Source organism: Belnapia arida (assembly GCF_016773205.1).
Classification (GTDB): Bacteria; Pseudomonadota; Alphaproteobacteria; order Acetobacterales; family Acetobacteraceae; genus Belnapia; species Belnapia arida.
The window spans coordinates 1-12,194 of the sequence record NZ_JAETWB010000038.1; the positions used below are offsets into that span (position 1 = coordinate 1).

Here is a 12,194-nt window from a genome sequence, read left to right on the forward strand (position 1 = left end):
TGGCTTCGGGTGACCGAAGCCGGCACCGGGTGGGCGCTGTCATCGCCATCCCGTGCCACCGCTGGCAGGGGAGGGTTCGCAGAAGCGGCCGGCTCAATGCCGGATGCGCGGTGCCGGGCACCCGCAGCGCCAGGGATGGCGCTGAGAGACCCGCCGAATGGGGATGACAGGGGAGGGGAGACTAGCGGCCCAGCCGCTGCATAGGGGCAGGGGCAGCAGGACCGACGCTGGCATCATCGCTGATGCGGCAGCATCAGCCCTGCAGCCGGCCTGCGCTCACCACCGCGGGGAAACTTGGATTGCGCTGCAGGGGAGCGGGAAGGCGGGCGGGGCCGCGCCTCTCCATACCATTGGACATGGGCATGCCGCCCCGCATTTTCAAGTGCAAAGCGAAATGGTTTTGCAAGTTAGTTTCGGATTCGATGTCTGACGTTTGGACCGACTAGCATGCAGAACGCCGGAGGGCCTGACAGGACCAGGCACCCGCATGCTGGTCCACGCCCGGCGCGATGCCACGATTGTGGCCATGGCCACCGGTGAATAGTCAGAAATGGCCCCGTCCTTCGCAAATGCTTGGGGGCGGATGAGGACCGGCGGACCCGAGCGTCTGGCCACGGCGGCGCTGGCTGCAGCAACCTAGTTTTCCACCACCGGAGGAAATCGTTGACGTCAATTCACCCGGAAATGCATGGTGGTTGAAGGGCACAGATGCAGGGGATCTGCCTTGTCCAAGGATGACTTCATCGCGCTTGTCGCGGAGACCGGTGCCTTGTCGAAAGCCGAGGCCGGTCGTGCGGTCAAGGCATTCTGCGACGCCGTCACGGCCGCCATGGAGCAGGGTGACGACATCAAACTCCCAGGCTTCGGCAGCTTCGAGGTGCAGGAGCGCGCCGCGCGGCAGGGACGCAACCTCCGAACCGGCGAGCCGCTGGTGATTGCTGCCTCCAAGGCTGTTCGCTTCTCCGCAGGGCGCAATCTCAAAGCTGCGGTAAGTGGCACAGCGGAACAGGGCGGCGTCGCCGCTGCCCAGCCGCAGGCACCCTCCGCCCCACAGATGTCAGGCGAGTGGGGCCCGGCGGTCGACGTGCGGCGCCGTGGGAAGAAGGCTGCGGCGTAAGACGGATCAGTAGCTCGCCACAGAACAATGATTGAATGGAGTTTCATTCTCCCCCTTTCAAACTAGATTGCAACGCATGGTCCGTCAGAACCTCCTGGAGAACCCAGTCACCCGACGCTTTGCCACAGGGATGTCAGCTTCGGAGCGCGCCCGCGCCTACCTGCCGCTGGTTCCCGCGGGCGTGACGCCCATCAGCAGCTCCGAACACAAGGTGCAAGGCCATGCCCGGGCTGAGTGATCAAGGATGGGTTGCCTTGCGCGCCGAGTGGGAGCTTGGGCTGCGGTCGAACCGAGCCCTGGGCAACAAATACGGGATTACCGAAGCGGCGGTTCGCAAGCGAGCCGCAAACCCGAAGCAACCGGGAGGAGCCTGGGTTCGCGGTGCACCGGCTGTTGGGCCGGTGCGGGAGCAGGCGGCGCGGCCAACGACAGCCTTGATGGCGTGCGCGCCCGAACCCCTGCCACCGCCCCATAACCCAACGGTCAGCAGAATTCGTGCTGCACCGGGAGAGGAGACCGCACAGGGCGCGATGCGCATTCCAGGCCTGGCCGACACACCGAGCGCAGCTGAGGTGCAGCCGCAAGCCAAGGTACGCAAGGAACTCTTGAAGCTAGCCGCCGAAACGCTGGCCGAACACAATCGCCGCCACCTAGCCGAGCTCGATCGCGCGATGCAGGTGCTGAAGCGGACCGGCGAGCTGCTGGAGCAGGCGCTGCAACCACGATTGACGCCGCACGACGCAGCCCAGGCCAAAGAGGCGCTGGACCAATTGCTCCCTGGTAGGGGCGACAGCCTCACCACGGTCATTGCTGAATACGCGCGCGGGCTCAGCACCGTGCAGGACCAGATGCGGAAGGCGCTGGGTGTGGAAGACCGGCCCAGGAAGCCAGCGCAGAGTGGCTCGGCCGGCGCGCCTGCAATGCCCGTTGCGCAAACCTTCCTTAATTACAATGCCATGCCGACCAAGGTTTTAATCGGGCTTTTGGATGCCATCCGATACGTGGACGGCCAAAATGATGAGCTGCCGCCACCCATGCCGCCACCGAACCCAGCCCGCAACCAGCCTTTGGTCGCGCTCAAGGCGGCCGGCTACCAGTAACCTTGGCCATAGGGTCAGGAAAGTGCCGGCTGGATCGAGTTCGTTGGCTAGGCTGATTCTAGCCACGAACTCGACCGCACACGAGCAAGCCTCGCCAGTCCGGGTCGAGCACCGTCTATCGTTTGGACCCGCTACTGAACTTGCATCGATGTCTCTTCAGCGAGGGGTTGGTGCTCCCGCCGCGCCCGGAACACCAGCGGGCGCCTGCATGGCCGTGTAGCCGGATGGCACGGTAAGCCGTGCTGAATCCACCGAGCCATAGCTGACCTGCGTGGCTTCCATTCTCACGACGGCGCCGTTCGGCGCCGTGGAAACCGTGCGCAGCAGCACGCCATCGTCGGTGATGCACGATGTACCTCGTGCTTCGCCGGCCGCCATGTCCCACTCGGTACAGGCGGTGCCGGCAACCGTGGCGCTGCCCTTGCGGGTGAAGGTGGCGCCGGCCGGAACATCCTGCGTCATCGCCGCAACAGCGCTGGGCGGCATGGCCATGGTGGCACGCTGAGCATCCATGACCATGACGGCTGAGTTCGCCTGCCGGTCAATCAGCATCCAGCCCACGCCACCGGGTGGGTCGATACGTTGTTTGCCGGTGCTGGGCGAAAATGCCATGCGCATGTCCTGGGGCGGCACACCCGCCAGGCCGGTCATTTGATAGGTGACGGTAACGTCGCGGGTCGGTCGCATGTTGGCAGGTTGTGCAAGGGCTGGCAGTGAGACGACTGCCAGGACAGCCGTCGTGGCTAGGATGCGAAGCATGCGATTCCTCGAGTAGACACAGCGGCGACTGTGGACCGGTGCTTTGGTTGGGAAAAGCAAGCTGCTGAGCACGATCAAGCGATAAGGGAAATGATCACGACTGGGCGTTACCAGCTCGGCATGTGCAGCCGACGTTGCCAACACCACCGGTGTTGAACTGCCCTGCCGTGCGGGTCATGCCGCTTTCCGCGGAGCATAGGCGATGGAACCGGCGATACGATCAACCCTCGGCGTCCTCGTCGTGTTCCTCGCCGCTTCGGCCGAAGCAGGCCAGATCCCTGTCGAGGGTCGGCCAGGCCTGACGCTGAAGCAGCGCGGTGACCGTACGGTGGCGCGTCTGCCCGGGGGCCGCACCGTACCGCTCACGCGCGATGGTCCCTGCACCGGGTGTGCCCTGCAACAGGCCGAGTGGGTCGGCGAGCGGTCCGGCGTGGCCCTCATCTTTCTTGCGACCTACGCCTCACGGCCCAGGATGCCGACCGGAATGTGTGGCGCCGGGGAGGAGAGGATCCTTCACGTCGTCCGCCTACGCCCTCGACCGCGCGAGGCAGTGGCGCTGCGGATCGATTCCTGCTGGCTCAGCATCGAGGCGGACAAGGGTCCGTCCTGGGACGCGCGTAAAGGCCTGCTGCGGGTGAACCTCTGGACCCCGAGAAGTGGAGCGGAGGCGGAGCGCCTCGCCTGGCGCATTACGCCGGACGGGCGCGTGGATGCTGTCCCAACGCCGGATCGGGTCGGCGACGACTGACCGGTGGCTCCGCTCTCCGCCGATGCGACGGGCTCGCTGCGCTGGACGGTCCGGACAGTGCGCGCTAGCACCAGGCCAGCCGTGGTTCTGACGCTGCGGAGCAACGGCGTGGCGGAGGGGTAGGAGCGCTGATCGGCGCGCTGGCCTGGTGCTGACGAACCTGCGCTCCTGGCCCCCATTGAGTGGCGCCACCACGGCCGCCCCGTGGTCGCGCTGACCCGGCGCTACGGCGCGGGCGCGCAGCCGGTGGCCTTTCATACTCGCGTTGGGGCAGAGCAGCAGCTCTTGGAACACCTCGCCTTGGTGTCCGCCCTGCGGTGCCATCCGGTGACGGCGCGGCCGTGCGATCGCGGGCGGCGCCGGTTGCCAGCGCCAACCGAGGTCTCGCGCAAACGTCACGGAAAGGCCGCTTGCCCGGACGGGTACGGGGCGCTCCATTCCCGCAGCAGATCGGGAAAATGCGATGGTCACGCGGCGCAGCATCTTCGGCTTTGTTGCCACTCTTTCCGCCACGGCGCTTCTCGCGCCGACGCGTCTCAGCGCGCAGGGTACGATCGGCCTGGCGGAACGCCGCGCGATCGCGGCCTACCGGGCGGAGAAGTACCCGGCGATCGAGGCGGGCATCCAGCAGGCCGCTGGCTTCCCCGTGCCGGTGGACGTGGAGTGGGATCAGCTGACCCTGCCCGGGGACGCGGCGTACTATGCGCGCGACGACTACTTCGGGAAGACGATCTTCGAGCCGCTGACAGCCGCGCTGAAGAGCATCACGGCGGATGCGATGGGTCGCGACGCGCTGCGCGCGAAGCTGCAGCGCATCCACGTCCGCTTCGACGAGAAGACGGCCCCGGCCTCGAACTACCCCAACGGCTTGTCCTTCCAGAGCGGCACGCTGGACATCAACTGGCGCCCCTATTCCAACACAGCCGACGTGCAGGACCGCACGCAGGCGCTGACCCAGCTCCTGGAGCACAATCTTTGAGTCGTGCCCTCCCACAGGCGGCTCTCCTCATCGCGGTGGCTGTCGCGCCCGCCTCGTCGCCCGCTGCGCAGGGGCAGGGGCCGGCCTCAGGCCAGTACATGGGAGCGGGGCCGGACGTCGCCTCATTGGTGCGGCAGATCCACCCCGGACAAGCGGGCGCACTCGGCTAGCAGCCGCTCCTGCCGGTCCACGTCGCGCGTCGCGCCGCTCGGCCGCGCTGGGCGCAGGTGGTGCCAGTAGCCGCCGCTCTCCGACGCCGCTGGGTCGTCGCTCGTCGCCAGCCAGACCTGCGTGCGCGAACCTGCGTCCAGGTCGCCGGTCGCGTGCGCGCCGCCCATCTTCGTGGGCATCCAGCCCGGCTCCAAAGCATGGCTGATCACCCCGGGCCAGCGCCGGGCGACAGCGAAGGCCAGCAGCACGTCATGCAGCTTGCTGTCTCGATAGGCCTGCAGCCCGTGCCAGGATCGCCGATCCCAGTTCAGGTCGTCGAGGAAAGCGTCACCCTTCCGGTGCAGCTCAGAGGAGACGTAGATGAGGCGTCGCGGCCGCTGCATCAGCGTGGTCAGCACGTAGGGCGCCAGCGTGTTCACCGCGAAGACGTGCGCCAGCCCGTCCACCGTCCCGATCCGGCGCCTCTCGCGGAAGCCGACAGCGGCGTTGTGGATCACCGCGTCGAACGGATCGGTAGCGTTGGCCCTCTCCGCCAAGCCGCGGGTCTCGGCCAAGCTGGACAAGTCTCCGTGGAGGACGCCCGCGGCGCCGGGCACGGCGGCCAGGGCCTCCCGCCCGCGCGCCTCGTCGCGGGCGTGCAGGACCACCGCGTGCCTCTGCTCCACCAGGATGCGCGCGGCGAGCTGGCCGAGGCCGTCCGAGGAGCCGGTGATGAAGATGCGGGCCATGTTTCGGCTCCTCCTTTGCTGACCAGTCCTGAACGGGAGAGCCAGCGGAAGTTCACATCCCTGGAGGCATATTGCACGTTCAGGCCGTGGCAGAGGGCCGGCACCGGCACGGTTCTGCCGTGAACCTTTCGCTGAGTTGGCCAACCTGATCAACCGGCGGGTCAGGGCCTCTTCGGTTGGGCAAAGTGAAACGCTTGAAGCGCTTGGTGCCAGCCCCGTCGTTGTTCCAGTGCCTGAACCTACATTGGTTCGAGACGCTGACCGAGGCCCGTGCCATCGTCGAGGCCTGGCGCCGGGACTACAATGAGAGCCGCCCTCACATGGCTCTCGGACAGAAGGCACCGCAGGAATACCTATTGCAGAGAGGCTCTTGCGGGTCGACGAAGGGTTCGACGACCGGCGAAGGCTAACGCTGAACCTGGACCACCAAACCCAAGCGCCTCAGGCCGGCGAAGGCTAACGCTGAACCTGGACCACCAAACCAAAGCGCCTCATCACCTTACCATCTCAAGAGGGCGGTCATCGTGCCGCCGCGCGCGAGTGCGGCGCCAAGCAACACGGCCGAGACCACACCGACCCAGGGCGATGTGCATCTGCGATGTATCGCCGAGCGTGGCCGCATGGGATGGCAGCGGGCATCGGGTTACAACGATCACGCCTTGGTCGAGGCTGACGTCTTGCGCTGGAAGCGCGTCATTGGCGAAGGCCTAAGCTTCCGGACTGACGAGCGTCAGACGACGGAAGTGGCGATCGCCGCGGCGACGCTGAACCGAATGCTTGTCCTCGGACGTCCCGAGTATGTGCGCGCAGCATGATCCGGAACACGGGCCAGGCTCAATGCGTCCGGACTTCTGACCCATGCACCACGGCGGGTCAGCGACAGTACCACTGATCATATTGTCTAATATATAGACACTTTTCAGCTAAGAAAGCCAAATTATCGCCACTTTGGTCTACGAGAGTGTGCTTTGCTCTATCGAAAGGCAATTTTGTGCATCGCACTATTGCTCTCCCTGTGGCTAGGCTGGCGTCGCAGCTAGGAGGTCCTCGGGTTCCTGGCCGTCGCCGGTCCGTCATACCGAGCGCTGGACTCCGCGCACCGTCAGCAGACAGGAGGCATGATGTCCCAGCCAAAGACTCCCTTGGGCGGCCCGCCAGCCACGCGCCGCACCGTAATCAAGACCGCAATCGGCGCCGTCGCCGGATCGGGCGCCATCACCGGCTTTCCGACCCTCTGGGCGCAGAACATTAAGGATGTCGTGATCCAGCATAACGGCCCGCCAGTCACCGCCATCGGTCTGATCGGCGAGCAGGCCAGCAAAGATCTCGGCTTCACGGTGAGGATGCAAGCTAGCGAAAATGCCGACCTGCTGAATCGCTTTTTGACGCAATCGAGCGCCATCGACACCGCCGATATCAGCTTGCCTTTCTTGAAATACCTGATCGGCCGCGATGTGCTGCAGCCAATCCCACGCGCCAGGGTCGCACACTACGAACAATCCATGCCGCTCTTCACCAGGGGCAAGTATCCGGATGGTCGCATCGCTTCGCAGCAGGGGGTCGCACCTTTCGGGGTGCTTTATGCCATCAACGCCGAGGGCAAGGCCTTCGCCAAGGAGGAGACGGAGTGGCTGAACGGCATCCCCTCCGTTACCAATGCCGATACCCTAGGCATCCGCCCCGACTTGGTGAGTCGCCCAATCACCAGCTGGGCCGACCTGCTTGATCCCGCGTTCAAAGGCAAGACCGCGTTGCAGGACCAGCCCTCGGTCGGCACCATCGACGTCGCTATGGCGGTCGAGGCGCGTGGCGGCCTGACCTACGGCAACAAGGGCAACATGACCCGGGCGGAGATCGACAAGACCATGGCGATCATGCGGGAGGTCAAGGCTAGCGGGCAGTTCCGCAGCTTCTGGACCACCTTCGACCAGTCGGTGAACCTGATGGCCTCAGGCGAGGTCGTCATCCAGTCGATGTGGTCGCCCGCCGTCTCGGCCGTGCGCACCCGCGGCATATCCTGCACCTATCAGCCGCTCAAGGAAGGCTTCCGCGGCTGGGGCTATGTGCTTGGCATGATGAAGCACCTGACAGGGCTGAAGCGCGACTGCGCCATTGAATTCGCCAACTGGTATGGCTCGGGCTTTCAGGGCGCCGTGATCGCCCGGCAGGGCTACTACTCGGCCCAGCCGGAGAATGCGCGGAAGTTCTTGACCGCCGCCGAATGGGACTACTGGTATGACGGCAAGCCAGCGGCCGAGGTGCTGAACGATCCCTTCGGCAAGCCCTCGATCAAACCGGGCGAGATCCGCGACGGCGGCGCCTTCATGCAGCGCGTCGGCAATATCGCGGTGTGGAATTCCGTGATGGATGAGGACCGCTACCTCACCCGCAAATGGAACGAGTTCATCACTTCCTGAGCTAGGGGCCCGTCATGCAACTTGGTGTCTTCATCCCCATCGGCAACAATGGCTGGCTGATCTCCACCACTTCGCCCCAGTACAAGCCAAGCTTCGACCTCAACCGCACGATCGTCGAGAAGGCGGAGGGCTTCGGCTTCGACTTCGCGCTGTCGATGATCAAGCTGCGTGGTTTCGGCGGGCCGAGCGGCTTCTGGGACTACAACCTGGAATCCTTCACCCTGATGGCCGGGCTAGCCGCGGTGACCAAGCGCATCCAGCTCTTCGCCACGTGCGCCGTGCTGACCATCCCACCCGCGGTCGCAGCACGTATGGCGGTGACGATCGACAGCATCAGCCATGGCCGCTTCGGAGTGAACCTGATCACCGGCTGGCAGCGCGCCGAATATACCCAGATGGGGCTCTGGCCCGGCGCCTCGCATTACGAGCGCCGCTACGACTACTGCACCGAATACGTGACGGTGATGAAGGAGCTATGGTCGACCGGGGTGTCCAATTTCAAGGGCGACTTCTTCCAGATGGAGGATTGCCGCCTGCTGCCGATGCCGGAGAAGCCGATCCCGATCATCTGCGCGGCGCAGAGCGGGGCCGGCACCAAATATGCTGCCGACCATGCCGACTATAATTTCTGCGCCTCCTTTGGCTTCAACGACCCGAAGGCGGTGGCGCCCAGCGTTGCCCGACTGGTCGAGGCGACGAAGCTCAGCGGTCGCAAATGCGGCGCCTTGGTGCTGACCATGATCATCGCCGACGAGACCGACGCGGCGGCCGAGGCCAAGTGGCGGCATTATGTCGAGGGCACCGACCATGAGGCGATCGGCTGGCGCGACAGCCAGTCGAGCGACGACCCAAACAAAGACCCCTTCGCCGGTCCCAACCGGCGCCGCTATCTCACCGAGAACAAGCTGCCGACCAACCAGGGCGTCCTTTGCGGCTCCTATACTAAAATCGCCCACCTGCTCGACGAGTTGGCGACCGTCCCCGGCGTTGCCGGCGTGATGATGACCTTCGACGATTTCGTGATCGGCATGGAGCAGTTCGGCACCCGCATCATGCCGCTGATGCGCTGCCGCGACGCCGTGCGGCAGGCCGCCGAATGAGCCTTGCGCAGAACTCGGACGAGGCGGTGACAATCGCCCCTCGCAGCCGCGGCCGGCGGCGCTGGCGGCTCTCGCCGCAGGCGGTCTCCTGGCTGCAGGTCAGCCCGCTGGCGATCATCCTGACCGCCTTCTTCGCCCTGCCTACGCTGGTCTTCCTGATCGTTAGTTTCTACGACTACGACCGCGCCGGGATCTATCCCGACTTCCTGCTGACGAATTACGAGGAGTTGCTGACCACGCCGGCAACCCTCAGGGTATATGTTAGCTCGTTGAAATTCGCCTTCATTGTCTGGGGCATCACTCTCTTCCTCGGCTTCAACATCGCGTATTTCCTGGTCTTCCACGTCCACAGCCGGACCATGCGGACCATCCTGTTCCTGGCCTGCGCCATCCCCTTCTGGACCTCGGGGATCATCCGCACCATCGCGTGGATCCCCTTCCTTGGCCGCAACGGCGCTTTCAACCAGGGGCTCATGGCCGTGCACCTAACCGAGCAGCCGCTGGAATTCCTACTGTTCTCCCCCTTCGCGGTCTGCGTCACCTATGTGCATCTCTTCACGCTGCTGATGATTGGCCCGATCGCCAACTCGCTAGCGAAGATTGATCCCGCTTTGCTGGAAGCTGCGCGCGATGCCGGCGCCAGCCGCTGGCGCACCATGGTCGATATTGTCATCCCGCTGTCTAAGACCGGCATCGCGCTCGGCTCGATCCTGGTTTTCACCCAGGTCATGGGCGATTTCTTCGTGGTCAAGGCGATGAGCGGCGGCCAGAGCGCCTCGATCGTCTCGCAGCTGGCGACCGAGATCCAGGCGATGCAATACCCGCCGGCCGCGGCCAGCGCGATAATCTTGGTGCTCTTCGTCGCGCTGATGGTCGGTTGCATGATGCGCGTCGTCGATGTCCGCAAGGAACTGGTCCGGTGATGGGCGGCGCCAGCCGCGACCCGCGGGAGAAGCGTCCCTGGACCTTCTATGCCCTGGCCATGCTGATGGGCACCTTCCTAGTGTTCCTCTATGGTCCAATGGTGGTAATCTACGTGCTGTCCTTTCAGGGCCCGGATGGCGGCGTCACCTTCCCCATGGTTGGGACCAGCACCTTCTGGTTCGCCGAGATCCTGAAGCCGGGGCAGATGGCCAACATCCCGGTCTCCTTCGGCCGCTCAATGCTGCTCGCTTGCATCGTCAGCGTCATCACCGTCCTGGTCGCGGTCTCCGCAGGTCTCGGCTTCCGCCGGCGCTTCGCCGGCTCCGGACTGCTCTTCTACCTGGCGGTCGCCAGCCTGGTGATGCCGAGCCTGCTGGTCGGCTTCGGCATCGGCCTCGGCTTCAAGCTTTTCGGCTGGCAGACCGACCTCTTCACCTCGGCGCTAGCCGCGCAGTTGACTTGGACGCTGCCCTTCGGCCTCTTTGCCATGTTTGCGGTCTTCAACCGCTTCAACCGCACCTATGAGGAAGCCGCGACCGATCTCGGCGCAACCGCCTGGCAGCGGCTGCGCTGGGTGACGCTGCCCATCCTGATGCCCGGCATCCTTGGCGTTGCGATGGGCGCCTTCACGCTCAGCTACGACGAATATGCTCGCACCACTCTGGTCGCCGGCAACCGCAATACCCTGCCGCTCGAGATCTATGCGCTAATCTCGAGTTCCAGTTCGCCAACCCTTTTCGCCATCGGCACCCTCACCACAGCGGTGTCCTTCCTGGTGATCGGCATGACGCTCGCCCTGATCCTGAGCCTGCAGCACCGTCGTGCGGCGCGCGGCCGGCCCGCCTAAGGAGACCCAGCAGCATGGATACCAGCGGGATCCGTATTGAACGCCGCTTCGACGTCGAATTGGTGAAGGTCACCAAGCGCTATGGCAGCACCGTCGCTGTGGACGGCATTTCGCTACGCATTCCGCCAGCCAGCTATTGCTGCCTGCTTGGACCATCCGGCTGTGGCAAAACCAGCACGCTCCGGATGATCGCGGGGCATGAAGTGATCTCGGATGGAGATGTGCTGATCCACGACGTCAACGTCACCGACCTACCGCCAGTGCAGCGCGGCACAGCCATGATGTTCCAGAGCTATGCGCTCTTCCCGCACCTCAGTTGCCTCGACAATGTCGCCTTCAGCCTGAAGGCGCGCGGCATCCCGAAACCGGCGCGGCATGCCAAGGCGCGGGAATATTTGGCGTTGGTGCGGATGGAGAAATTCGCCGAACGCCTGCCCGCACAGCTTTCGGGCGGGCAGCAGCAGCGCGTGGCCCTAGCCCGGTCGCTGATCACCGAACCTCGCGTGCTGCTGCTCGACGAGCCGCTTTCGGCCCTTGATCCCTTCCTGCGCGGCCGGGTACGGGAGGAGCTGAAGCGGCTGCAGCGCGAACTCGGCATCACCTTTATCCATGTGACGCATGGCCAGGATGAGGCCATGGCGCTGGCCGACTTGATGGTGGTGATGGAGGATGGCCATATCCGCCAAGCTGGCCCGCCGCGCGAAGTTTTCGAGCGCCCGGTCAGCGCCTTCGTCGCCCGCTTCATCGGCGGCCACAATATCCTTCGGGGGCCCGATGGCCCCATTGCGGTGCGCGCGGATCGCTGCCGGCTTGGCGTCGCCGGGGAGGGACCGCATGTCTTGGGCCGCGTTGCCGCAGTGGAGTATCAGGGAACCAGCGTCCGGGTCGCGGTCTCGGTCGGCGAGGGGGAGGATGCCTCCGTCCTGGTATCGGATGAAGCTTTCTATGCCGATCCGGTCCAGCCGGGCGATGCCGCAACACTGATATGGACGGAGCGCGACGCGCATGCCCTGGCAGAGGTCGATTAGCAGAAAGGTCAGGCAAGGAAGCATGCCTCCCTTTGATTTTTGGGAGTCAGTTGCCGCCGCGCAGTGAGTGCAAAATTCACAAAAATGTATGATGGGGTGAACACACTGCGTCAACGGAAGCTTACCGTCTCCTCGATGTTATCTTCCGCGGCCCTGTAGGAAGTATCGATAAGTACAAGAGATTGCATAATCAGGCTCGAAAAAGTCGAAGTATAGCTAATATTATAGTAATGCTGGACAAATTGCAAACCGCGGCCAGCATCGTCGACCCGTCAA

The 12,194-nt window shown here is 64.6% G+C and carries 13 protein-coding genes; 11 read left to right on the forward strand and 2 right to left on the reverse strand.

Translation table 11 applies throughout. From position 1 onward, the window contains the following. The first annotated feature begins 724 nt into the window (after window positions 1–724). Together JMJ56_RS27970 and JMJ56_RS27975 are read left to right on the forward strand one after the other, a co-directional pair. The gene (locus JMJ56_RS27970; protein WP_202835042.1) at window positions 725–1,117 is read left to right on the forward strand and encodes an HU family DNA-binding protein; all 393 of its coding nucleotides are present in this window, start codon (window positions 725–727) and stop codon (window positions 1,115–1,117) included. A gap of 254 nt (window positions 1,118–1,371) precedes the next feature. Further along, the gene (locus JMJ56_RS27975) at window positions 1,372–2,217 is read left to right on the forward strand and encodes a hypothetical protein (protein WP_202835043.1); all 846 of its coding nucleotides are present in this window, start codon (window positions 1,372–1,374) and stop codon (window positions 2,215–2,217) included. 156 nt (window positions 2,218–2,373) lie between these two features. Here JMJ56_RS27975 and JMJ56_RS27980 read toward each other — a convergent pair whose 3' ends face one another. Continuing rightward, on the reverse strand, window positions 2,374–2,904 hold the full coding sequence (locus JMJ56_RS27980; protein ID WP_236038718.1) for a DUF4412 domain-containing protein: 531 nt from the start codon (window positions 2,902–2,904) through the stop codon (window positions 2,374–2,376). A gap of 274 nt (window positions 2,905–3,178) precedes the next feature. Between JMJ56_RS27980 and JMJ56_RS27985 the strand changes: the two genes are divergently transcribed. Continuing rightward, window positions 3,179–3,724, forward strand: coding sequence for a hypothetical protein (locus JMJ56_RS27985; protein ID WP_202835045.1), 546 nt, complete (start codon window positions 3,179–3,181; stop codon window positions 3,722–3,724). Window positions 3,725–4,187: 463 nt separating this feature from the next. Beyond that, complete coding sequence (locus JMJ56_RS27990; RefSeq protein ID WP_202835046.1) at window positions 4,188–4,703, forward strand: hypothetical protein; 516 nt, start codon at window positions 4,188–4,190, stop codon at window positions 4,701–4,703. Between the two features lie 122 nt (window positions 4,704–4,825). Here JMJ56_RS27990 and JMJ56_RS27995 read toward each other — a convergent pair whose 3' ends face one another. Next, window positions 4,826–5,602, reverse strand: a complete 777-nt coding sequence (locus JMJ56_RS27995) for an SDR family NAD(P)-dependent oxidoreductase (protein ID WP_202835047.1) — start codon at window positions 5,600–5,602, stop codon at window positions 4,826–4,828. A gap of 206 nt (window positions 5,603–5,808) precedes the next feature. Between JMJ56_RS27995 and JMJ56_RS28000 the strand changes: the two genes are divergently transcribed. From JMJ56_RS28000 to JMJ56_RS28030, 7 genes are all read left to right on the forward strand, one after another. Beyond that, the gene (locus JMJ56_RS28000; RefSeq protein ID WP_407927962.1) at window positions 5,809–6,012 is read left to right on the forward strand and encodes an integrase core domain-containing protein; all 204 of its coding nucleotides are present in this window, start codon (window positions 5,809–5,811) and stop codon (window positions 6,010–6,012) included. 114 nt (window positions 6,013–6,126) lie between these two features. Next, complete coding sequence (locus JMJ56_RS28005; protein WP_202835049.1) at window positions 6,127–6,417, forward strand: hypothetical protein; 291 nt, start codon at window positions 6,127–6,129, stop codon at window positions 6,415–6,417. Window positions 6,418–6,723: 306 nt separating this feature from the next. Continuing rightward, complete coding sequence (locus tag JMJ56_RS28010; protein WP_202835050.1) at window positions 6,724–8,019, forward strand: ABC transporter substrate-binding protein; 1,296 nt, start codon at window positions 6,724–6,726, stop codon at window positions 8,017–8,019. A gap of 14 nt (window positions 8,020–8,033) precedes the next feature. After that, window positions 8,034–9,119, forward strand: a complete 1,086-nt coding sequence (rutA, locus tag JMJ56_RS28015) for a pyrimidine utilization protein A (RefSeq protein WP_202835051.1) — start codon at window positions 8,034–8,036, stop codon at window positions 9,117–9,119. After that, entirely contained in the window at window positions 9,116–10,042 is a 927-nt protein-coding gene (locus JMJ56_RS28020; RefSeq protein WP_202835052.1) for an ABC transporter permease, read from the forward strand. Before rutA ends, JMJ56_RS28020 begins: the two co-directional genes overlap by 4 nt. Then, window positions 10,042–10,890 (forward strand): ABC transporter permease, encoded by an 849-nt coding sequence (locus JMJ56_RS28025; RefSeq protein ID WP_202835053.1) that lies wholly within the window; start codon window positions 10,042–10,044, stop codon window positions 10,888–10,890. The genes JMJ56_RS28020 and JMJ56_RS28025 overlap by 1 nt, the downstream gene beginning before the upstream one ends. Window positions 10,891–10,904: 14 nt before the next feature. Beyond that, a complete protein-coding gene (locus JMJ56_RS28030) occupies window positions 10,905–11,918 on the forward strand; it encodes an ABC transporter ATP-binding protein (protein WP_202835054.1) in 1,014 nt (337 codons plus the stop codon). The last annotated feature ends 276 nt before the right edge of the window (window positions 11,919–12,194 follow it).